Source organism: Scytonema sp. PRP1 (assembly GCF_036697665.2).
GTDB lineage: Bacteria > Cyanobacteriota > Cyanobacteriia > Cyanobacteriales > Nostocaceae > Kalymmatonema > Kalymmatonema gypsitolerans.
On record NZ_JBAHYJ020000109.1, the window covers coordinates 42,954 to 64,608 of the forward strand.

The window sequence follows — 21,655 nt, forward strand, 5'->3', positions numbered from 1 at the left end:
ATCTTTGTTTTGGAACGTAACTTAAATCAAGACAGGAATTTGGTTAAATCAAATTCCTCTTCTTGCTGCTCTATGTTGAATTTTTCCGAACTAAGAATTAATAAAATTCTCTCTGAATAATCTACTGCTCCTCGTAGCTCATTCTGTAATATTTCCAGTCCACCATTAGCATACTCTTCAAAAATTTGGTTACGTTGATGTTCGTGTTCTTCTTCATGAAGCGATAAAATTTTAATATCTTTAGTTTCAGTAATTCCTAGCAATTTGATTACCCAATCATGTCCCATTGTGGCAAAATACTCTAATCTAATTGGCGATGGTTCTCTTTTAGAAATTTCACCCAAAGGAACCCGCTTATTATGCTTTGCACCCAAAGCAGCAGCAAACACAATCACATCAGCGAATGTTTGAAAAGGACCTGTTGCACCATCAGCCGATGTTAAAGCTTTTACCAACTCAGCTTTATCTTTAGCAACTCTGATTCTGCCAGTATCAGCCATTATACTAATATCTACTTTGTCACAATCCTAACTCAAGGCTTCAAGCAATGTCTAAGGACAAGCCGCTACGAGTCTACGCACTATTTTATACCAATTGACCAGCGATCGCCCTCTCTTCCCTCTGCGTCCTCTGCGCCTCTGTGGTTCGTTTCTTCCAAAAGCGCGATCGCCTACCTCGGAAACTCGACATCTTCGTAAACGAGGGATATGGGAAAGTGAAAATCAACACTGGTTAAGTGAACTTCATCGCCCTCCTCGTAGGGATGTAACTCCCAGAAACCTGTATGATTTAGCCGAAAACACTCCACACTGATTTTTTCAGCATCAATAAGAACGTATTCTTTCAAAGTCTGTATCCGACGGTATTGGTAAAATTTACCGCCTCTGTCGTAAGCTTCTGTACTAGGCGAAAGAACTTCAACAATGAGACAAGGATACTGAATGAACTTAATAGCTTGTCTATCTCGTTCATCACAACTCACCATGACATCCGGGTACTGAAATGGTCCATTCTCAGATACACCTACTTTCGCATCCGCCATAAAAGCACGACAACCACGACCTCTGAGATGGCTTTTTAATGCCGAAGCCAAGTTGAGGGCAATGGTAGTATGAGGAATAGTACCCCCAGTCATCGCATAAACTTCGCCGTTGACGTACTCATATTTGGTGTCTTGGCGTTCTTCCCATTCCAGGTATTCCTGGGGAGTTATATATCGTTTGTCTGAACTCGCAACCATAACCCAATACCTTGCTATTGTTTTATTTACTTCTTAAACAGTCTCTTCCCTTGGCGTCCTTTGCGTCTTGGCGGTTCATTTCTCTTAAATTCTCACGCTAAGACACAAAGACACAAAGTTTTTCTTAGTACAGCATTTTATTAATTCGTAATGTTTTTAAACGCACCAGGTAGCTAAGTAAGCGCAGCGAAAAGTTCTGCAGGAGGGTTTCCCTCCGTAGGAAACTTTTCAAGACAAAGGGACGCAGAGTCTTGGTTTAAGTTTTCGCTATCAAACAGATGCAATCATGTACTTAGCGCCTTTGCGCGAAATTTTCATATCCCTACCCCTCGCGGTTCACCTCAACAATCACCGTATACTCAAACTCATTCGGACTTTGCCTAACCAAAGCATACCGTTCCCCACTCAACTCAATAGAATCTTGTTCACAATCAGGCTTTGAAGAATAATAAGTCAGCACATATTCCCTACCAATTCTTTCTGCCATCTCTTCTTCTACTTCACCTCGCCACTGCGTCTTACTCACCAACACAATCAACTGATTTGCCAATTTGGGAATTGTCTTTGCAATTTGCCGCCGAGAAATTTCATCCAAACTCCCAAAGGGTGAATCCATGACAATCGGGAAAGTACTACTATCAGGAACCAGTAGAATTTTTTTCTTTTCACTCCAATCCCGTACCATATCGATAATGCTGGCAATAAAAGATAAACTGAGAATTTGATTCTCTCCTGTAGAAGCTGCAACTGGCATTTCTAAACCAGCAGTATTCTCTACCAGCGTCAGTTCATATTTGTCGCTAATTTTGGGAATATATGGTGTAAATGAAATTTCGCTGAATATCTCTTGTACCCGCTTTTCGAGTTGCCAGCGAAACTGCTTTTCTTGACGGTTTCTAACTTCCGTGAAACGTTCAATTGCATCTTGAGTTGCCGCTATACGTCGTTGCGCCAGTGCTTGCCTATCTTCATTCAGTTTTTGCTTGGCGATTTGTTTTCTCAAAACTTCCAACTCAGTTTTAAGAGTCGCAATTTGCTGCTGATTTGCACCCTGTTCTAATATTAAATCTCTGATTTTCTCTTCAATCTCATCCAACCGCTTTTGTAAACTGCTAATTTCTTCATTGGCATCTTTCCGCAACCGTTCTTGGATATTATCTAACTCACCTTCAATTTGGGAGATAGTTTGTCTTAACTGATTAATCCTCGTTTGTTCTCTGTCAACTTCTTCCCAAAAGCTGACTGCTTGCTTGTCAATTTCATCCACTTGAGCACTCATGCGGATCGCTGTTTCTTGCACCGCCGAAGAACCCGCTTTATCCAATATTTTTCTCACATTCTTGTGCGAGTGACTTCCATCGCGTAAGTCTGCACCACAAATACAGCGTTGAGAGTCAAGTAATTCATTCACAAATTCCCGCGAAATTCCAGAGGTTAACTCGCCTCGCTGCTTCAAATCATTTATAATTTCCCGAAATTGTGCTGTTGTTTCTGAGAGCAATACTGTATAACCGCGTGCAGAAATCGCTTTTTTGATTGCTTCCTTACTTTCTCTCAGGTTTTCCTGACTTGATGCTTTCTGTTTTTCTAACTCTTGCCGTCTTTCTTGCAATTCCTTAGCTGCACTAAGTTCTCTTAAAAGGTTGCTTGTCTCTTTTTTAAAAGTTTCTTGATATTCCGACTCTTGTTTAATTTCTGTTTGCCGCTTGCTGATGCGCTCAATTTCCTGTTCTAGATTGTCCTGCTGTTTCAAAAGCTGTTTAATTTCTGAATCACCAATTGCCTTTAACTCATTTTCTAAAGTTTTTTTAGCTTCCTTCAGGTGAGTGATGGAACGGTTGATGACTTCCACACCTAAGAAAATCTTCGTGGCTTCAGCAATTTCTGCTTTCTTATCAGAACGGACTATCTCTTCAATGCGCTCGCCGTCAAAGAAGAAATATTGATGTAAACTCACAGGTAAAATTTGGGCTATCACTTCTTCTGGTTGCTGAGGTGGAAAATACCAGCGTCCATCATCTCCAGCTACCTGCATACGCAATTCTGTCTTGCCAACGTTGAAGTCAGTTGGGTTTTTATAAACCTTACATATGCGTTTCACGTTGTAGCGTTTGCCTTCATGTTCCCACTCCAACTCTACCCAACATTCTACAGCTTGCCCTGGTTTTGCTTCCGCTATAGCACGCTTATTCACCAACTGTTCAACTGATGCAAAAGCTGCACTAAATTTCTCATACAGTACCCAAGTAAACGCATTCAAGAGACTGGTTTTTCCTGAACCATTATTGCCGTGAATGATCGTTGTGTTACAACTGTCTGTTCCCGCAACGATGATTTCCGGCGTTTTGCCATAAAAAGACCGAAAGTTGCAAAGCTTAATTGAAGTCAGCTTCATCGTACCGCTTCCTTCACAATCGCCAGAATATCATCATTAATATGGCTGTTAATTTTCTTATCTAGTCGGCTTTTTTCTAGTTGCCATACGCGATCAATAATTTGTCGCACTTCTGGCGGAGCACTGGTAATTGGCTCCTGCACATCATCTATATTATGTTCTTTATTATTATCTTCTTTATTCATTTTTTTTCAATAAAATTTTAGTTATATTTTAACCAGTCTACTGGGCTTATTGCATCTTAATATATGTAACTTTTTAATTTTTCAAAATTCGCGCATTTTATTTCATAAACTTTTCAAAAAATGCTTGCTTTTTGGGTCTTTCTGATATTATCATATTACTTAATATAATTTTTTTATCATTGAAATATTGATCGCTTTAAAAAAATAGTCAATATTTCCATTATTTAAAGTATACCCGATTGCCCCGCTCGGTAGATCATCTATTTATAATAATTTAAATTTTTTCTTGCCCAGATGTGAAAATTATTTCACGCCAATCCGGAAAGTTTTTCTTGGCGGATTGGCGCGATACTCAAAAATTAAATATCCAGTAATCCGTATCGCTTCTGTAAGTTCAATAACTTGATTCTAGCTTCACCTGCATTATCAGCTAAATCAGCAAACTCAACAAATCTCAGTAATTCCTTTCGCAGTAAATTGCGCTCAACTTCTAAAGTTTTCCTGTCTAAATCTGGTGGCAAAACAATCATGTCAAATATCGTGGCGCGTTCCTTTTTTGGGTGAGGACGCAAAACTCGTCCGCGCCGCTGAATGAACTGGCGAGGATTACCAGAACTTGCCAAAATCACAGCCGTCTGAATTGCTGGAATATCGACTCCTTCATCTAAACAGCGAATTGCTACTAAACCTTGCAATTCGCCGCTTTCAAATTGACGGCGCAAAACTTCTCTTTCTTCTAAAGATGTTTGGGCGGTGTAGGTGCTTACCTTGTAACCAAGTTCTACCCCCAAAATTTTGGCGACGGCTTTTAGTTGGTGCAAGCTAGAACGCTGTCCCACGTCTTGTGAACCATCACTGCAATAGAAAAGCGTGTGAGTCGTTTCGCGGCGAGTTGACATTAACTCCCGCAAAGCATTTAACTTATTTTCTGCTGCACCAATTAACCTGGCTCGTTGCATCAACAACGGCTTCAAATCTTCGTTATCTTCAAAATATGCCGATTCCACATTTTCTCGTTGCCGATAAAGTAGCGCCCGTCCAATTTTTTGCGTTAATTTAGCATATGCGCGGCTTTCTGTATCTGTTAACTCTACTAATATAGGATAATAAAGATAATGTACCAAAGCATTTTGAGCGATCGCATCTCTTAAAGTTAATTCTGGTTGGAGAACAGGACCAAAATAATCAAATAAAGATTGAGTCCCACCTTCATCAAAATACCTTTCTGGTGTAGCAGACAAAGCCAGTCGCAAGCCAATACGGCGAGGTAAACTTTCTTCCAACCTGGGTGCGCCTAAGTTATGTGCCTCGTCTCCAATAATTAAAGTTTTTTCAGGAAAATACTTGAGTTGAGATTGGAAGCCATCTCCAATTAAGGTAGAGTTGCTAGTAATCACCGTGAGAAAACGTTGAGAACCAGAACGTATATTATAAAGTTGTGTGGAAAGTTGACTCTGCCAATTACGTACGTTTTCAAAAGCTAAGATGGGTTGCAAATTAAATTTTTCACATTCTCGCGCCCACTGAGTGACAAGATGTCGGTAAGGACACACCACCACCAAGACTTGCAAGTTAATTTGCTTGTATAATTCGCAGGCGATCGCCAGTGCAGTAATTGTCTTCCCACTACCAGTTGCCATCTTCAGGGTACCTCTGCCGTTATTGGCAAACCAGTTGTTAACGGCTTGTTGCTGATATCCCCGCAATTGCAGAGATGGTGGCATTCTGGGGCATCCTGGTGATGGTTGTGTCTGATAACCGCCCCTTGTTTCGCCTACAAATGGTAATTTGAGTTTGAAAGTGGGCGGTTGCTTAACTTGGTTCTTTACTACATACATAAACTAATTCATTGATAAGGGAAGTGGTGAGTGGGGAGTGAGGATAGGTTCGTGTTCGTTGTTAATTGTTAGTTCAATTTTCTACTAACCACTAACTACTACCCATTACCCAGTCCCTATTCCCCATTCCCCATTCCCTATTTATCAGTTGTAATTGCGCCAAATGGCAACAAGGGAACCTTGCACCTGTACTTGAATGGCGTTCACTTCTATGGGATCGTATTTAGGGTTTGCAGGTTTGAGGGAGACGCGATCGCCTAGTCGATAAAACCGTTTCAATGTGGTACCATATCCATCCACTCGTGCGGCGACTATGGTACCATTTCTCACTTGATCGGGTTCTGGTACTGGGCGCAGAAATACCAAATCTCCATCGACAATAGAATCTTCAATCATGCTGTCCCCAGCAACCCGCAAAGCATAAGTTTGCGGAGGTAATGTCAAACTAGTTAAATCTACATTTTCTACAGCCTCAGTGAAAGGTTCTATTAATCCACCAGCGGCGATTGTTCCCAAAACTGGTACACCTTGTTTTATCGCTTGCAGAACTCTAATTGTCCGTGCCTTACCTTCACTCCATTCAATGTACCCCTTGGTGCGTAAATGTTCCAAGCGGCTTTGAATTGGTGCAGGCGATTTTAAATTCATCGCCTGCATCATCTGTCGAATTGAAGGTGAATGCTGATGGACTCGTATATATTCTCCTAGCCATTCGTAAAGTTCTCTTTGCGCTTCTGTGAGACGTTCCATAAATTTGTAGGGAGGTAAATACTAATGTTCTTAGAACATTAGTACTACAAAAAACCTCCCTATGCACTATATATTTTGGGATTTTTGATTTTTTATTTAAGAATTTAGAACACAGAAGTTAAAACTGAGGAGTAAATACTTAGCAACTTATGACTCATCACTTAAAATTCCTCTGCCCCTAAAATACTTGCAAGTAAAGCTTTTTGAACGTGCATCCGATTTTCTGCTTGGTTCCAAATGCGTGAGTGAGAACCTTCCATCACTTCATCGGTAATTTCTTCACCGCGATGTGCTGGTAAACAGTGTAAAACAATTGCCTCTGGGTCAGCAAGGCTCATCAGTTGTTCATTGACTTGATAAGGTTGGAAAATCGGCATGCGATCGTCTGCTTCTGATTCTTGCCCCATACTTGCCCAAACATCAGTGTAAATGACATGAGCACCTTTTGTCGCGACTTCAGCGTCATGAGTTAAGAGGACTTCGGTTTTATTGGCTGCGATCGAACGTGCTGTTTCTATAATTGCTGCATTTGCTTCAAATCCACTAGGTGTGGCAATTCTCACATTCATTCCCACCAAAGCACAGCCTAACAACAGGGAATTAGCAACATTATTCCCATCCCCTACATAAGTTAAAGTCAATCCAGAAAAAGTGCCAAAGCATTCTTGAACTGTCATCAAATCAGCGAGTACCTGACAGGGATGCTCTAAATCAGTGAGAGCATTAATAACAGGAATTTTGGCATAATTGGCAAAAATTTCTAATTCTTGCTGTGCAAAGGTACGAATAGCCAAAACATCGAGGTATCTATCCAAAACCCGCGCTGTATCTTGCACTGGTTCACCGCGACTCACTTGAGTGACATTAGGATTCAAGTCAATCACTTGTCCACCCAGTTGGTACATTGCTACAGTAAAACTCACCCTTGTCCGAGTTGAAGCTTTGGAGAACAACAGCCCCAACACCTTCTGACACCGCAACCTCAGCTTTTGTGATTTTAGCTGCGATGCCATTTGCAGAAGTTCTAGAACTTCCGTTGGACTAAAGTCTGCCAGACTTAAGAAATCTCGTCCGATCAACGCTGCCATGCTTCTGATGATCTGTAAAAAACAATTCTGTCTTTTTGTGAGAGTGTACCTAGCCGTTTCAAAAAATGGTGCCTTAAAACTGTACCAGATATTTTTGTGTCTAGCCCATAATTTAAGGTGGCTTTGGTCTATGATTTAGTTTATCAATTTCATCAGTGATAAAAATCACAAATTTATTTTAATCTCTTTCCACTTGCAGCGCTTTAATATATTTCCGGCTGAAAAATCAACAGTATGAGAATAATTACTTATTTTCAGGCTCATTTGGACTCAATACTGCTCTTCAATTAAATATTGTACAATCAGCTAGCTTGTGGTATAATCATAAATTAGTGTGATGCTCAAAAAAGATAAGGTAAATCCTATCCTAAAAGAGCCAAGTACGCCAGCATAGCACAGTGGTAGTGCATCCGACTTGTAATCGGAAGGTCGTCGGTTCAAATCCGACTGCTGGCTTTTAAATAATGATAATCATTCCGTTAGGGGGAGAAAGCGACTGTACATTCACAAATTAAATGTCGCTGTTCACAAATTAATGTCGCATTTCACAAATTAATGTCGTTATTCACAAATTAGCGTCGCATATGCATTCTCTGTAGCCGTTAACAAATTAAATGTCGCTTACTTTGATTTTGATTTAGCTGTGCAAGAATTGCTACAAACAAAGTTAGAGCGTAATTTAATATTTTAACCTTAAATAAGGTATTGCAAACAAAGCAGACGGATTTGAACCCTTTCAACCCATCCAATTTCAAATATAAATAAATCCCTGTTTGTATATTTTTACTTGGCTAAAATATTTTGACAGCAATTCCTTTCAACCCGCCCTACACGGAGGGTTACATCCGCTTATGTTCTGGCTGATTAATTCGGGTAACTTGTTGCAACCCGCCCTACACGGGGAGGGTTATTGTTTACTAATGCACAGATTCAGCCAGTCTTTCGATGATTTCATTCTTTCAACCCGCCCTACATGGGGAGGGTTATTGTTCTTGCTAATTTTAGCTAATTTACGTCAATTTCCATTTCTTCAACCCGCCCTACATGGGGAGGGTACTGTTACTGGTGTGTGTCTCATTTGGAAACATTTGAGGAAGGACTTCAACCCGCCCTACATGGGGAGGGTTATTGTTACACTTTGAGGAAGAAAACAGCGAGCCGGAATTGATACTTTTCAACCCGCCCTACATGGGGAGGGTTATTGTTACCTTTTGAGGATGGTGTAGCGCATTTTGTTGATAGTCTTTCAACCCGCCCTACATGGGGAGGGTTATTGTTACTGAAGAAAATACTTACTGTTAGATACTGATAGTGCTCTTTCAACCCGCCCTACATGGGGAGGGTTATTGTTACCTCCCCCTTAAAACCCTTGTTATGCGGATGATTCCAAGGTGTGTAGCGCGGATGTATTTTTGTCCTTCCCAAATTACCGTTAAAAAGAGCAATTTTTGGTGCTACAAAACCCTGGAACCTTTGTAGCGCAAGAAAGCGCGGATGAATTGAGAAATTTTTCTCTTTTGAAATCGCTAAAAACAAGGATTGGGATGGGTTCCCCCTTGGTCGGGGGTGATTTGGTAGCCACTACAGCAGTATATCCGCGCCCTTATTGCTGGGAGCGCACCTAATTCCTGTCCGCAGACAGCAGCATCGGGGTGAGCAGCTACTAGGGTCAGAAAGCAAGACTATCTTCCAATAGTCAAACTAACCCAGATTTTTCACAGTTCAGCGGTTCCTAAGAACATGAACTGCGGCGCTATTACTTATTTTATTTTCAAGGTTCGGTATTTTTGCTCAATCGGGAGATTAAGATTTATTTTGACGAGAATGGTAAGCTGCGATCGCTAAAGAACGTGCTTTTTCTTGGGGACTGCCTCGAATGGGTTGGGGTCCTTGTTCTACGGGAATTTTTGCCTTAGCTGCTTGAGTGTGAATGCAGTCAATTAATCTGCTGTAACTCCAACGGTGCATATTTTGACGATATTGCTTGGCATATTTTTGTTGACCCTCCTTGAAGTTGGGACATTTGTTCTCGGCTTTGGCTTCAATTTCGCTGTGAATAACCTCGCGCACATTTTTGATATTGGGTACCACAATGCTGCCTGCTTGATAAGTTTGAGCGAGAGTAATAATTGACTTAGCAAGTAAGTTATCTAGATGTTTTCCTAGTTCGGATTCTGATAGTTGATTTGGTGTGCTGCGTTTTTGGGCTTTGTGGCGTTCGTGAGCATTTCGTTGTTGCTGTTGTCGTTGGCGGTTAAGTAATTTATAGTTCTTGCCAAGTAACTGTTTAAGACTACGGTATGCAAGCACTGTATTGGTGGAAGCATCAACGACTGCTGCGGTTGCAGGTTTTTCTAAGCCAAGACTAACACCAACGAGGATTGATGTTTGACCTTGATACAAAGGCTTGCTAGGACGTGGGTAAGGATTGTTGATTTTGGTTAGCGTTGAGCTAAGGCGTTTGACATAATTTTGCTGATTTGGGTTGAGGTCGCCTTTGTCTTGCATCTTGGTTAATTCTTTGGCTACCTCAGCAGCTTTGTCTTGGCTTACCGTTTCTGTTCCCTCAATTGTCCATAAACGAGTATCTAGGGAACAGTAGAGAGTCAAACGATGAACATTCCAGGGTGCTGCTGTCGCCGCGCTACCGCGAACGCCTGTGCCTTCGTTTTCTTGCCAAGCCAAGCGACCCGAACATAGGGTGAATAATCCACTGGAATACTGGTCTTTGCCGCTACGCTTGATTTGCTGGTCTTCTAAGAAGCGTTGAAACCAATGAAGTTGTCTGCGATCGCAATACACTTCAAATATATGCTCGCCCAAACCGCTGAACTTAACGCAGATACGACCGTTTTGGTTTTTTGACCAAATCAGGTCTTCCTTGGATGTAAATTGGACTGGAAATGGAATAGAGCTTGCTTTTTTGAGAAGACTACTTTGCCAGGAATGGGCTTCTTCTTCGCTTTGAGGGACAGTTGTTGTAGCAATAAGCAAAGTTTGCAACCATTGTTCTCCGGTTAAATCCCTACCATGAGGCATTCGACTAGCTAGTTGCTCTTTAAGACGTTCAATTTCTTTTTCTTTTTTGCGACGACGCAGAGCAAATTTTTTTTCATCTTCCTCTTCTTCTGTTACCTGGCAGTTATTTTTTAATAAGTAGGTGATAGCGCTGCGCTCTAGCTTATCCTCTGTTTGGTCGTAAGTCTCAAATAAGGTAGTTGATAGCTTGGAAGAAGCTTTGGAATTACTACCTTTTTTACTTTTTTTCTTCTGCTGTTGCTGATTACTGGGATGAGTAGTTATTCTCACCAGGATTTCAAGGGCTTTAGCTCGAATATTTTCCAGACTACAACCGCTGATTTCGACCAGTTCAGCATCACTTTTGAGCATAGACAACCAGCGGGTTTTTCCATCTACTTGCTTTTGTCGTCTCTGTTGCAAAGCTAACCAGGATTTGTAGATATATTCCGTTAATTCGATCGCTGATTTATAAAACCTTTTGGGTTGGTCTGCAAAACACTCTTGGTTTGCAAGCGAGTTACACACAGGTCTTACCACTCCGGGTGGAAGTTTTCCTGCTTGTAACCATTTCTCAAAATCAGCGTGTTTCCCTACTTGCTTCAAAAGCTCGTTAACCAGAGGTGTATTTTTCTCTGACATAATCTGCCAAAGATAGTGACGAGTGGATTCGCTTGCAACCAGGCGACATTGAATTGTGATAATGCTCATGTCGTTTTACGCAGGATTATCAATTAGAGGAATGATTGATAGAGTTTTGAGAAAAAAGTTATTCGTCCAAAAGTTCTAAGCAAGAAAGAGACGTGAATTTAACCACGCCTCTAGCTGAGGGAAAAACTTATGCAACTTGCTGCGCTACATCTGCTACTAGCAACCCACTAACAGCAATGATTAATAGTTGCGCTGCATCAGGAGTTTCACAACAAACTCGTTCATCTCGATTACACGCTTGCGCTATCCATTTACCCTCAAGATTCTGATAAAAAGTGCCAAGAAGCCGGGAACCATACCAAACTCGATAAAGTTCTCCAAAATCGTCTGGTATCGAGTCGATTTCAAATTCTGGTGCTACTGGATCAGCTTTCTGCTCAATATATTCCTCAAACTCTGATTGAGCCGAGGCTTGGTTATCAAACTCTCGTTGTGTCATCATGTGAGTGACCTCTTAATCGGGGTTTTACAAAAGGCGATCGCCCTCCGGCAAGAGACTGCGATCGCCTTTGTTTTTGTCTATCAATTAATCTACGTGTCGCGTAGGTATACGTCAAATGTAGATTTATAAAATTTAGAATGTTATAAATCTACTTGTAATACAAGATACCGACAAGTAGAGAAATCTACGTCTAGCAGCTACTAAACTGGGGATGTAGTGTATGTCTAGGAAGTAAGTGATTCGCTGGAAATTAAATGAAGTGATGGCACGAAAGCGAGTTAGGAACAAGGACTTGGCAGAGGCATTAGGGATAACAGAAAATTCGGTTTACAGACTTCGCAAGGTTGACCAAATGCCGCGATTGACGCCAGAAAGATTGAATGGCATTTGTAAGGTGTTAAATTGTCAGCCTGGGGAACTGTTGGAATATGAGTCAGATGATGATGATGGCAAGGTTGTTTCTATTGTTGATGTGGCGTAAGTATAAATGCTTTTTTAAAATCAAAGTAAAACTGCGTTCCGTCTAAGGGGTCTTTATTCTGAGAAAGGCAAGGGGGATGGCTGGAATGAGCAAACACATCACCCAACAAGCCCTAGAAAGTTACCTTTGGGGTGCAGCCACCATCCTGCGCGGGCTTGTCGATGCAGGGGACTATAAGCAGTTCGTTTTTCCGCTGTTGTTTTACAAGCGCCTGTCCGATGTTTGGGATGAGGATTTTACGCAGGCGTTAGAAGAAACGGGTGATGCAAATTACGCCAGTGAAACCGCCAATGACCGTTTTATTATCCCCGATGGCGCTCACTGGAAGGATGTTCGTATTGTTGCCAAGGACGTAGGGCGTGCTTTGCAGGATGCCATGCGGAAAATTGAAGCTGCTAACCCAGGTCGGTTGGATGGGATTTTTGGGGATGCACCGTGGACAAATAAAGAACGTCTGCCCGATTACACTCTGAAAAACCTGTTAGAGCATTTTTCCAGCGTGGTGCTATCTCTGGCAAACATCCCTGAAGATGAATTGGGCAATGCCTACGAGTATCTGATTAAACAATTTGCTGATGATAGCGGACACACGGCACAGGAATTTTATACCAATCGTACTGTGGTGCATTTGATGGTACAGATGCTTGCACCGGAACCAGGCGAAAGCATTTATGACCCCACCTGCGGTACGGGAGGGATGTTAATTTCAGCACTTGCGGAAGTTAAGCGCAAGGGAGGTGAATATCGTACTCTCAAGCTGTACGGGCAGGAACGCAACCACATGACCGCCTCTATCGCCCGGATGAATCTGGTGCTGCATGGTGTAGGTGATTACCAAGTGATGCGGGGGGATACACTGGAACGTCCTGCTTTTACTGAAAGCGATCGCCTACGAACATTTGATGTAGTCCTTGCTAACCCGCCCTACTCCATCAAGCAGTGGAATCGGGAAGCGTTTCAAACTGACCAGTGGGGGCGTAACTTTTTGGGGACACCGCCTCAGGGACGCGCTGATTATGCTTTTTTCCAGCACATTTTAAAAAGCCTCAACCCCAAAACCGGACGCTGTGCGGTTCTCTTCCCGCATGGAGTGCTGTTTCGCAAGGAAGAAGCCCAAATGCGGCAAAAGCTGGTGGAAGCAGATTTGGTAGAATGCGTGCTGGGGCTGGGGGCAAACTTGTTTTACAACTCACCAATGGAAGCTTGTATTGTTATTTGCCGTACCACTAAACCCCGCGATCGCCAAGGAAAAGTACTGTTTATTGATGCCGTTCACGAAGTCGCCCGCGTACAGGCACAAAGTTTTCTCAAGCCGGAACACCAGACACGCATCCTCAATGCTTACCAGCACTACAGCGATGAACCTGGTTTTGCCACAGTTGCAACTTTAAAAGAAGTCGCCGCCCAGGACTATAGTCTGTCCATCCCGCTTTATGTCCGGCGGACAATAGCCAACAACCAAACCCAAGAAGTAAAAACACTGGCTGAAGTTTGGGCTGACTGGGAACAAGGCAGCAGAAACTTCTGGCAAGAGATGGATGCCTTAGTTGATATGCTAGATTCTCTAGAAAATAACTAATTTATTTACCATTTTGGTAAAGTTTTCTTTAAACTAATAATGATATTTTAAGGGGTCTAACAAATTTGTTTACCAAAATGGTAAACTTGTATTAGTCTACTAACGCATGGAAATCACTTTCGGCGATCACAAATTGCAAAACCTATGCGAGCAAGAAAAAGTAGCACAAAGAAACTTGGGTGCAAACTGTGCCAAGAAATTGAGAACCCGGTTGGCTATGCTTGCTGCGGCTGGTTGTGTCACTGAATTACTTGCAGGTCGTCCCCATCCCTTAAAAGGAGATAGGGCAGGTGAATTTGCAGTAGACCTAGAAGGTGCAAAACGACTTGTATTTAAGCCAGATAACGACCCCATCCCCCTCACCGAAGATGGAAGCATTGATTGGTCACAAGTTACTGCTGTTTGTATTGTTTTCATTGGGGATTACCATGACTGAGACAACCCGAACATTCACTCCAGATTGGGTATCTCCTCCCGGTGATACCATCGCTGATTTATTAGAAGAGCGTGATTGGACACAAGCACAGTTAGCAGAGCGTTTAGGCTACACCACGAAACATATCAGTTTGCTCATCAATGGCAAAGCACCCATCAATGAAGAAACAGCCCTAAAGCTAGAACGGGTTTTGGGGAGTACAGCAGCATTTTGGCTCAGATATGAAGCTCAATATCGCGCTGCTCTAGCAAGCAAAGAAGAAGAAACCCGCTTACAAGGGTGGACATCTTGGTTAGATGGATTACCAGTTAAAGAATTGATGAACCAAGGTGTAATTCCCAAGTGCCATTTAGTCGCCAAGAATAAACCAAGTTTGGTAAAAAAGTTACTGCATTTTTTCGGTGTGGCTTCGCCGGAAGAGTGGCGAAGTTACTATGCAGGTATGGAAGTTTCCTTTCGTCGCACCCGCCAAGAACAAAGTGATGTTGGTGCTATTTCGGCTTGGTTGCGTTTGGGTGAAATAGAGGCAGAACAACTGGACTGTCCCAAATACAGTAAACCAAAATTTGAAAAAGCGGTGCGGGAAATTCGCACGTTGACAGTTTTACCACCAGAGGAATTTGAACCACAGATGCAACAGTTGTGCCGGGAATCGGGGGTTGTGCTTGTTTTAGTACCATCAATTTCCAGAGCGCACGTTAGTGGTGTAGCACGATGGTTAAATCCCCATAAGGCATTGATTCAACTTTCACTTTACGGTAAAACCAATGACCGCTTCTGGTTTAATTTCTTCCATGAAGCAGCACATATCCTGCTACATGATAAAGAAAATATTTTTCTGGATGAATGGGATAGTGGGGAAACTTTGGAATCGGAGCCAGAACGCGAAGCAAATCAATGGGCGCGGGAATTTTTGATCCCACCTGACTATGAGGGAGAATTAGCGGCACTTAAATCTAAAACAGATGTTATCGATTTTGCCCAGCGTATCGGCATTCATCCCGCTATTGTTGTGGGACGGCTGCAACATGATTGTATAATTCCTGTCTCTTGGATGAATGGCTTAAAGGAGAGTTTTTGTTTTCAAGGGGTAGAATAAGTACACTATGATACAAGCCGATACGTTAAAACCAGGTTGGTCATGGGTAAAGTTTGGGGATGTGGTGCGCTTAAGCAAAGACCGTGCTGCCAATCCTGAAGCAGAAGGTATTGAACGATATGTCGGTCTTGAGCATATTGACCCCGATGATTTGCGGATACGGCGATGGGGTCTAGTTGCTGAAGGCATAACCTTTACCAGTCGCTTCAAGCCTGGACAGGTATTATTTGGTAAGCGTAGGGCATATCAGCGAAAGGTGGCTATTGCTGATTTCGAGGGGGTTTGCTCTGGTGATATTTATGTCTTTGAAAGTGCCAACCCCAAGGTTTTACTGCCGGAACTGTTGCCATTTATCTGCCAGACAGATCGCTTTTTTGACCATGCCGTAGGTACATCAGCAGGGTCACTGTCGCCTAGAACCAACTGGACAAGTCTTGCCAATTTTGAGTTCGCCCTCCCGCCCCTGGAGGAGCAGAGACAGCTGGTAAATATTTTAAGCAAGATTGATTATACGCTTGAATCTTTGCAGGCTGTTGCACAGCAGGCAACTAATTTACAAGACGCTTATATACTTGAAAAAATAAAACATATATCTCAAGCATCTCCTAATATTTTGCTAAATGATATCGCAGATGTTCAGTACGGTCTGACTGTAAATGCAAAAAGAAGAAATACCATTGTTCAAGCACCTTATCTTCGTGTTGCGAATGTCCAACGAGGTAGTTTGGATCTAAGTGAGATTAAGTTGATTGGTAAACTTGATGGTGATGATGCGTTTATCCTTCAAAAAGGCGATGTTTTAATTGTTGAAGGGCACGCAGATGCAAATGAAGTAGGGCGGTCAGCAATTTGGACAGATGAAAATACAGAAATGCTTCATCAAAATCATCTCATTCGCGTGCGATGTCAACCAAGTGTTTGTTCAGAATACCTTTGTGCTTTTCTTAACTCCTCAATTGGACGTTGCTATTTTAGAGCTAATGCGAAGAGTACAAGTGGTCTCAATACCTTAAATTCAACTGTCGTTAAAAACATTAAAGTTCCTCTCCCATCTCTTAGAGAACAAAAGCATACTATACAAATTCTTACAACGTTTTGTCAGGCAATTAGCTTCACAATTGAGAGAACAGAAAAACTCAAGAACATTCGTAGGAATTCGCTTTTAAACATGGGGAAAAACTAATGTTCAACGAAGCCAACACCGTCGAAGCCTTTGTGCATGACCTTCTCTATGGAAAGGTCACAGCAACCGCACCTCCTGCCCCAGGCTTTTCCCGTAAGGGTAACAAACTTAACGGTGTCGGCTGGCACTTCCTACCCGCCCAACATATCCCCCGCCAGCCGCAAGATGTCTTCGTTGAATCCTTCCTCCGCGATGCCCTCATCCGTCTTAACCCAGAAATCGCTGCCAATCCCAACCGCGCTGAAGAAGTATTGTACCGCCTGCGGGCGATTGTGCTATCGGTGCGTAGCGACGGAATTATCAGAGCAAACGAGGAATTTACCGCCTGGTTGCGAGGCGATCGCTCGATGCCGTTTGGCGAAAACCACGAACACACCACGGTACGCCTGATTGATCCCACAAACCTCGATAACAATCAATATATCGTAACCACCCAGTACACCTTTCGTGCTGGTCCGGCTGAACGCCGTGCTGATTTGGTATTGCTGATAAATGGCTTGCCCCTGGTGCTGATTGAAGCCAAAACCCCCGTGAGGAAAGCGGTAAGCTGGGTTGATGGAGCATTGCAGGTGCATGACGATTACGAGAAAAACGTCCCAGAACTGTTTGCCTGCAACGTGTTCAGCGTCGCCACGGAAGGCAAAGAACTGCGCTATGGCTCGATCAGAATGCCTGTTGAGTTATGGGGTGTGTGGCGGTTGGATGATGATGCACCCCCATCAAGCCTTGCGTCCCTCAAGCACACAATTACCTCCCTGCTACGCCCCTGGGTGATTCTAGATATTCTGAACCACTTCACCTTATTCGCTACAGACAAGAAAAAGCGCCGTTTAAAAATTGTTTGTCGTTATCAACAGTATGAAGCCGTCAACCGCATCGTTGACCGCGTAGTGGCTGGCAGACCCAAGAAAGGCTATTGATTATGAAGAAATAGTGGAGTTTATTAATGACCAATTACCTAAAAATGAACGGATTGGTAAAGCTTTTCGTGAAGAACAACGAATGTACCCAGAAATTGCCATTCGAGAATTAGTTGCAAATGCAATTATTCACCAAGATTTTAATATAACTGGAACTGGACCAATAATTGAAATTTTCTCTGATAGAATTGAGATTACCAATCCAGGCGTCCCGCTTATCGATACAATGCGGTTTATTGACGAACCACCTCGTTCTCGTAACGAAGACTTAGCTGCTTTCATGCGTCGTATAAATATTTGCGAAGAGCGGGGAAGCGGTATTGACAAAGTTATCAATGCGGTAGAACTTTTCCAGTTACCAGCCCCAGAATTTAGGGTAACCAATAATCACACACAAGTAACTCTTTTTGCTTACAAAAAATTGGCTGATATGGATAAAGCAGATAGAGTTCGAGCTTGTTACCAACATGCTTGCTTACGCCATGTCTCAAATGACCACATGACAAACTCATCATTACGAGAGCGTTTCTCCATAAAAGACGAAAATTATTCTATGGCTTCCCGTATTATTTCTGACACAATCAATGAAAGCTTGATCAAACCTTACGATCCAGAGAATACATCTAGAAAACACGCCAAGTATGTACCATTTTGGGCGTGAATCCCCTAACCGCTAAATATGTATAATTCTTATGTGACTGTCATGTGACTGAGAAGGCTGCTCGGCATTATATTTCAAAATGCAAAAGACTTGAAAACCATGCAGGAAGGCGGTTTGCGCTGCTACCTCACTTGTGATTCTTATGTGACTGTTATGTTTACACTAGGCTTTAGCTAGAGCCAAAAGCCGTATTTTGTTACTATGGCTTTATTAAAGGGAACGGCGATCGCTATTCTTCAACCAGGCTTTAATAATGCTTTTGATACTTTGCCATCTCAGCAAAAGATGTAAAACACCTTGGGCATTGCCCTTCCACCCATAAAGCTGGTATAGGAAAAGGCTTTTCACAAACAGGGCATTTTGATAGCAAGCGTAACTTGTGGCGATCGCATCCTACCGTTACTTTAAATTGCCACTCAATTTTATGACATGGCGACTGGGCATAACAGGCTCCACATAACCTAATAGGGCTGTGCTTCATTCCTACACCAAGTGGAGGTAGCATTTCTCGCAATCTATCAGCTTCAACTTCTACTACAGTTGCTAGCGCTTCTAATTCTTGATGAGTAGGAAAGGGATTGAAATAAAACTTTTCCCAACGCGCTAACACCGCCCCAAGCCCTGCAACCTCACCCAATCCACTAGCGGCAGAAAATTTATTACCTTTTTCTCGTCGAAATCTACCTAAAAAATGGCTGATACTTTCTCCCTCATAAGGCTCGACTCTGATTAGCCAAAGTTGTCTTTTTTCATCTACATTTTCTTCCATATCACAATTTAGATGCTGCAATGACTTCTTTCAATACATCCTTATCAACCTTTTTATGACCCCTCAGTAATGAGCGAATGGCTGCTTTGCGAAGAATCATATCAAGCCTACCAATTAATTTCTTAGTCGCCTGCTTTAAAAGCTTTAAATTGTCTCCACTTGCCAATTTCGATTCTTCCGGTAATCTGAGAACATCTCGTTCCCAAATCTGAATCATTTGTTTAAATTGAGTATCCTCCAATCTGTCTAACTCAAACTGTTCTAGAAAGCGATTAACAACTTGCTCATCTCGTTTAACTATTGTCAAAAGACGACTTGTAGTACCAACAAGCAAAACAGCAATTCTCAAGTTATCATCATCATAAATATGCCGTACATCTGAGAAAGTCTCGAACTTTAGGTGATTAGCCTCATCAATAATGAGCATCTCAACCTGATGTATAGCGAGACTATCTAGCGTTCGTTCTCGTAGATCGGAAATAGTTCCATTTGAGGGTTTATTTAACGCCTTGAGGATTTTGATAAAAAAATCTCTGGAACCACAATTTTTGGGAATTTGAATGTAAACTACAGGCTTCATTCGCTGTCCCTTCGCCTGTCGTGACTTGTTGTAACGATGTGCAAAAGCTTTACAAGTGACTGTTTTCCCACAACGTGATTCTCCTACTAATAAACCAGTCATCCTAGAGATAACTAATTCATACATCCAAGCATGACAATATTTAACTTGGTCTAGTTCTAAGTAAGGTTCACGACTTAAACGTTCAATTTCAGCTTGTACTTCTGGTGTGGGTTCTTCAATAACGCCAAATTGCTTGGCTAGCGAGATTGCATTTGTCATGTTCTATACCTAATCTTCTTCATAGAATTCATCCATGTAGCGAACTTCGTATTTTGGTAGCTCTGCTTCTGGTTCACTCTCTATCGCGATTTCTTTTGGTTCAGGTACAGCAAATTTCTTAGCCACCGACTCTACAGGATTAACTTGCTCATTTGCCGCTTGTCGGCGTTGCTTGCGGTTTTGTTTTACTATTTGCTCCACAAAAGCTTGACGGTCGAGCAATGCCTCTAAAATCGAGTCATTATTGATTTCTTGACTAGCTTCTTTTAGTCGCTTATTAATAGCCTTTAGTTCTCGTAAAGATAGGCGTTCAGTCTCTAAACCTTGAGCATGACCATAATCAAGAAACTCTTCTGTTCCGTCTGCATTAATTTTGTATACAAAAAGCGTAGTGACATCGGCAGGATCGTATCGCAATGCCACAATTTCTCCGTCTCGACCTCTCAAATGCTCTGCTCGATAGGTCAAGTTTTCAAATTGAATACAGCCATACTTTTGAACTTTGCGACGTTCTTGCTTCATTAAACAAATCGCTAAATCCAATTCATCATAAAGATATGGGTCTGCCATCAATCCCGCTTCCCATCGTCCAATCCGAGATTGGTCTTTCATCCTGGCATCGGTATGCTGGTTATATTCGTCAACAATGTAACGTACTATAACCATCTCTAAATCCTTGAGAGTCAGGCAAGCATCTTTATCAACACTTTCTGGTCGTTTTTGAACGTTTGAACCCGTATATCCAGGTAAAAGATTTAATACTTGCTCGTTAAGGGTTTTAAAAAAACGTTCAACAATTCCACCATCTGATGGTCGTCTTCTGAGAGCGCAATTAAAACCTATTTGCACTGCAACCTGTTCTGTGGTGTGGATGGAAGTAAAATCTTTACCGCCATCTGTGTAGAAGTAATTGGGCTTTCCGTAAGTGCGCCACTCGTTACGCAATTGATACTCAGAACTATAAGATTTCGGAAGAATCGCATGACGTAGAGCTAAAGCATCAATTTGGGAACTAGGATTATCAAATCCCAAATAAAACCCCACTAAGCAACGCGAGTAGGAGTCGATAACAATCGTTAGCCAAGGACGATCTAAAACTCCATACTCGTCTACAAGCCTCACATCTAAACGAGTATGGTCACATTGCCAAACATCATTACTGCACTCTACCTCCAGTTCTCGCCCATCACGGGTCATGTGCGTTAGTCGTTCCCCTAACATACCTGGGCTTCGTGCTTTTAGCTTTCTCTGCTTCTGTTCGATATATTCATCAAGAATTCGATAGACTGACTGATGACTGGGGTATTCTCCTTTGTTCAGGTTAAGTTGCTTGGCTCTGCCTTTGACCCTAAGAAACACTTGGTGTCGGGTCATCCGCTTGCTACCCTCATTGCCTTTCTTAAAAGTATCAATAATAAAATCAATCCATTCCTGGTCAAGACGATACTTTCCTTTATCTGATCGCGTAGTCGCTAGCCCAACCAATCTTTCTTCTCGCCATTTCTTCAGTAAGCGCTCTACTTGGCGAATTGACACACCTAGCTTTTCGGCAGCTTCTTTCTTTCTAATCGCATAGGTTTTGCGATCGCATGGTTCGGTCAAACTTTGAATGACCTCCATCCGTAAATTAACTTCGTCTGTGAGCAATTCGTTAGATGGAAGCTTGTGGCTGTTTATCAACTTACCCTTAGACCCGACTTGAGGATGCTCATCGTCCGTATCCATGACAAGAGAATTTTGTAAATCCTGAGACATTTTCCACCTCACAGCAATAAGTGGAGGATTTCTCACTCTTAATAAAACTAATGTACTATCAAACGTCTCACTTTACGACATTTAATTTATGAAAAATAATTAAGCGTATTTTCCGCTTATCCAAATAAGCGACATTTAATTAGTGAAAAAAATAGCGTTGGCGACTTATAATATGTGAAAATAGCAAAGAGTAGCCAAAATCACCTTAAAAATAAAACCTTGCATGGCAATGGTTTTAGGAATAAAGCAACGACATCAAATTGT

At 42.1% G+C, this 21,655-nt stretch carries 20 protein-coding genes, 1 tRNA gene and 1 CRISPR repeat array; of the genes, 9 read left to right on the forward strand and 12 right to left on the reverse strand.

What is annotated here, in order from left to right:
• Positions 1 to 26 precede the first annotated feature (26 nt).
• From V5G28_RS28885 to argF, 7 genes are all read right to left on the reverse strand, one after another.
• Positions 27 to 500, reverse strand: a complete 474-nt coding sequence (locus V5G28_RS28885; protein ID WP_332994219.1) for a DNA phosphorothioation-associated protein 4 — start codon at positions 498 to 500, stop codon at positions 27 to 29.
• A gap of 170 nt (positions 501 to 670) precedes the next feature.
• On the reverse strand, positions 671 to 1,240 hold the full coding sequence (locus tag V5G28_RS28890; protein WP_332994222.1) for a Uma2 family endonuclease: 570 nt from the start codon (positions 1,238 to 1,240) through the stop codon (positions 671 to 673).
• 322 nt (positions 1,241 to 1,562) lie between these two features.
• Positions 1,563 to 3,635 (reverse strand): AAA family ATPase, encoded by a 2,073-nt coding sequence (locus tag V5G28_RS28895; protein ID WP_332994223.1) that lies wholly within the window; start codon positions 3,633 to 3,635, stop codon positions 1,563 to 1,565.
• On the reverse strand, positions 3,632 to 3,820 hold the full coding sequence (locus V5G28_RS28900) for a hypothetical protein (protein ID WP_096561493.1): 189 nt from the start codon (positions 3,818 to 3,820) through the stop codon (positions 3,632 to 3,634). The genes V5G28_RS28895 and V5G28_RS28900 overlap by 4 nt, the downstream gene beginning before the upstream one ends.
• A gap of 359 nt (positions 3,821 to 4,179) precedes the next feature.
• Positions 4,180 to 5,658 carry a DNA phosphorothioation system restriction enzyme gene (locus V5G28_RS28905; protein WP_332994226.1) on the reverse strand — a complete coding sequence of 493 codons (1,479 nt, stop codon included), beginning with the start codon at positions 5,656 to 5,658 and terminating at the stop codon, positions 4,180 to 4,182.
• 144 nt (positions 5,659 to 5,802) lie between these two features.
• A complete protein-coding gene (gene lexA / locus V5G28_RS28910) occupies positions 5,803 to 6,408 on the reverse strand; it encodes a transcriptional repressor LexA (RefSeq protein ID WP_332994228.1) in 606 nt (201 codons plus the stop codon).
• A gap of 161 nt (positions 6,409 to 6,569) precedes the next feature.
• Positions 6,570 to 7,496, reverse strand: a complete 927-nt coding sequence (argF, locus tag V5G28_RS28915) for an ornithine carbamoyltransferase (RefSeq protein ID WP_332994231.1) — start codon at positions 7,494 to 7,496, stop codon at positions 6,570 to 6,572.
• 384 nt (positions 7,497 to 7,880) lie between these two features.
• On the opposite strand from argF, the gene V5G28_RS28920 reads away from it, so the two are divergent.
• Positions 7,881 to 7,952: transfer RNA gene (locus V5G28_RS28920), tRNA-Thr, on the forward strand.
• A gap of 426 nt (positions 7,953 to 8,378) precedes the next feature.
• Positions 8,379 to 8,840: a CRISPR direct-repeat array (repeat unit 26 nt; unit sequence TTCAACCCGCCCTACATGGGGAGGGT).
• Between the two features lie 459 nt (positions 8,841 to 9,299).
• On the opposite strand, the gene cas12k is transcribed toward V5G28_RS28920, so the two are convergent.
• Together cas12k and V5G28_RS28930 are read right to left on the reverse strand one after the other, a co-directional pair.
• The gene (gene cas12k, locus V5G28_RS28925) at positions 9,300 to 11,225 is read right to left on the reverse strand and encodes a type V CRISPR-associated protein Cas12k (protein WP_332994233.1); all 1,926 of its coding nucleotides are present in this window, start codon (positions 11,223 to 11,225) and stop codon (positions 9,300 to 9,302) included.
• 127 nt (positions 11,226 to 11,352) lie between these two features.
• Positions 11,353 to 11,667, reverse strand: a complete 315-nt coding sequence (locus V5G28_RS28930) for a hypothetical protein (protein WP_332994236.1) — start codon at positions 11,665 to 11,667, stop codon at positions 11,353 to 11,355.
• Here V5G28_RS28930 and V5G28_RS28935 point away from each other — a divergent pair, their 5' ends adjacent.
• From V5G28_RS28935 to V5G28_RS28970, 8 genes are all read left to right on the forward strand, one after another.
• Positions 11,668 to 11,796 carry a hypothetical protein gene (locus tag V5G28_RS28935; protein WP_332994239.1) on the forward strand — a complete coding sequence of 43 codons (129 nt, stop codon included), beginning with the start codon at positions 11,668 to 11,670 and terminating at the stop codon, positions 11,794 to 11,796.
• Positions 11,797 to 11,902: 106 nt separating this feature from the next.
• A complete protein-coding gene (locus V5G28_RS28940) occupies positions 11,903 to 12,148 on the forward strand; it encodes a helix-turn-helix domain-containing protein (protein WP_332994241.1) in 246 nt (81 codons plus the stop codon).
• An 85-nt stretch (positions 12,149 to 12,233) separates the two neighbouring features.
• Positions 12,234 to 13,727: a type I restriction-modification system subunit M gene (locus V5G28_RS28945; RefSeq protein WP_332994244.1), complete on the forward strand. Its 1,494-nt coding sequence runs from the start codon at positions 12,234 to 12,236 to the stop codon at positions 13,725 to 13,727.
• A gap of 106 nt (positions 13,728 to 13,833) precedes the next feature.
• Positions 13,834 to 14,163: a type II toxin-antitoxin system RelE/ParE family toxin gene (locus V5G28_RS28950; protein WP_332994246.1), complete on the forward strand. Its 330-nt coding sequence runs from the start codon at positions 13,834 to 13,836 to the stop codon at positions 14,161 to 14,163.
• Entirely contained in the window at positions 14,156 to 15,262 is a 1,107-nt protein-coding gene (locus tag V5G28_RS28955) for a helix-turn-helix domain-containing protein (RefSeq protein WP_332994248.1), read from the forward strand. The genes V5G28_RS28950 and V5G28_RS28955 overlap by 8 nt, the downstream gene beginning before the upstream one ends.
• 7 nt (positions 15,263 to 15,269) lie before the next feature.
• Positions 15,270 to 16,445: a restriction endonuclease subunit S gene (locus V5G28_RS28960; RefSeq protein WP_332994251.1), complete on the forward strand. Its 1,176-nt coding sequence runs from the start codon at positions 15,270 to 15,272 to the stop codon at positions 16,443 to 16,445.
• Between the two features lie 32 nt (positions 16,446 to 16,477).
• Positions 16,478 to 17,365 (forward strand): type I restriction endonuclease, encoded by an 888-nt coding sequence (locus tag V5G28_RS28965; RefSeq protein ID WP_332994252.1) that lies wholly within the window; start codon positions 16,478 to 16,480, stop codon positions 17,363 to 17,365.
• A 13-nt stretch (positions 17,366 to 17,378) separates the two neighbouring features.
• Positions 17,379 to 18,026, forward strand: a complete 648-nt coding sequence (locus V5G28_RS28970) for an ATP-binding protein (protein ID WP_332994255.1) — start codon at positions 17,379 to 17,381, stop codon at positions 18,024 to 18,026.
• A 247-nt stretch (positions 18,027 to 18,273) separates the two neighbouring features.
• Here the strand turns inward: V5G28_RS28970 and V5G28_RS28975 are convergent, their stop codons facing one another.
• The 3 genes from V5G28_RS28975 to V5G28_RS28985 are packed head-to-tail and all read right to left on the reverse strand — an operon-like array spanning position 18,274 to position 21,391.
• On the reverse strand, positions 18,274 to 18,795 hold the full coding sequence (locus tag V5G28_RS28975; protein ID WP_332994256.1) for a TniQ family protein: 522 nt from the start codon (positions 18,793 to 18,795) through the stop codon (positions 18,274 to 18,276).
• A 1-nt stretch (position 18,796) separates the two neighbouring features.
• The gene (locus V5G28_RS28980) at positions 18,797 to 19,636 is read right to left on the reverse strand and encodes a TniB family NTP-binding protein (RefSeq protein WP_332994258.1); all 840 of its coding nucleotides are present in this window, start codon (positions 19,634 to 19,636) and stop codon (positions 18,797 to 18,799) included.
• Between the two features lie 9 nt (positions 19,637 to 19,645).
• Positions 19,646 to 21,391: a Mu transposase C-terminal domain-containing protein gene (locus V5G28_RS28985; protein ID WP_332994261.1), complete on the reverse strand. Its 1,746-nt coding sequence runs from the start codon at positions 21,389 to 21,391 to the stop codon at positions 19,646 to 19,648.
• Positions 21,392 to 21,655 lie beyond the last annotated feature (264 nt).

What these genes read in the sequence shown, in the direction of transcription:
- V5G28_RS28885 (WP_332994219.1), bottom strand. Translation starts at nt 500, where the DNA reads ATGGCTGATACTGGCAGAATCAGAGTTGCTAAAGATAAAGCTGAGTTG.
- V5G28_RS28890 (WP_332994222.1), bottom strand. Translation starts at nt 1,240, where the DNA reads ATGGTTGCGAGTTCAGACAAACGATATATAACTCCCCAGGAATACCTG.
- V5G28_RS28895 (WP_332994223.1), bottom strand. Translation starts at nt 3,635, where the DNA reads ATGAAGCTGACTTCAATTAAGCTTTGCAACTTTCGGTCTTTTTATGGC.
- V5G28_RS28900 (WP_096561493.1), bottom strand. Translation starts at nt 3,820, where the DNA reads ATGAATAAAGAAGATAATAATAAAGAACATAATATAGATGATGTGCAG.
- V5G28_RS28905 (WP_332994226.1), bottom strand. Translation starts at nt 5,658, where the DNA reads ATGTATGTAGTAAAGAACCAAGTTAAGCAACCGCCCACTTTCAAACTC.
- lexA (WP_332994228.1), bottom strand. Translation starts at nt 6,408, where the DNA reads ATGGAACGTCTCACAGAAGCGCAAAGAGAACTTTACGAATGGCTAGGA.
- argF (WP_332994231.1), bottom strand. Translation starts at nt 7,496, where the DNA reads ATGGCAGCGTTGATCGGACGAGATTTCTTAAGTCTGGCAGACTTTAGT.
- cas12k (WP_332994233.1), bottom strand. Translation starts at nt 11,225, where the DNA reads ATGAGCATTATCACAATTCAATGTCGCCTGGTTGCAAGCGAATCCACT.
- V5G28_RS28930 (WP_332994236.1), bottom strand. Translation starts at nt 11,667, where the DNA reads ATGATGACACAACGAGAGTTTGATAACCAAGCCTCGGCTCAATCAGAG.
- V5G28_RS28945 (WP_332994244.1), top strand. Translation starts at nt 12,234, where the DNA reads ATGAGCAAACACATCACCCAACAAGCCCTAGAAAGTTACCTTTGGGGT.
- V5G28_RS28950 (WP_332994246.1), top strand. Translation starts at nt 13,834, where the DNA reads ATGGAAATCACTTTCGGCGATCACAAATTGCAAAACCTATGCGAGCAA.
- V5G28_RS28955 (WP_332994248.1), top strand. Translation starts at nt 14,156, where the DNA reads ATGACTGAGACAACCCGAACATTCACTCCAGATTGGGTATCTCCTCCC.
- V5G28_RS28960 (WP_332994251.1), top strand. Translation starts at nt 15,270, where the DNA reads ATGATACAAGCCGATACGTTAAAACCAGGTTGGTCATGGGTAAAGTTT.
- V5G28_RS28975 (WP_332994256.1), bottom strand. Translation starts at nt 18,795, where the DNA reads ATGGAAGAAAATGTAGATGAAAAAAGACAACTTTGGCTAATCAGAGTC.
- V5G28_RS28980 (WP_332994258.1), bottom strand. Translation starts at nt 19,636, where the DNA reads ATGACAAATGCAATCTCGCTAGCCAAGCAATTTGGCGTTATTGAAGAA.
- V5G28_RS28985 (WP_332994261.1), bottom strand. Translation starts at nt 21,391, where the DNA reads ATGTCTCAGGATTTACAAAATTCTCTTGTCATGGATACGGACGATGAG.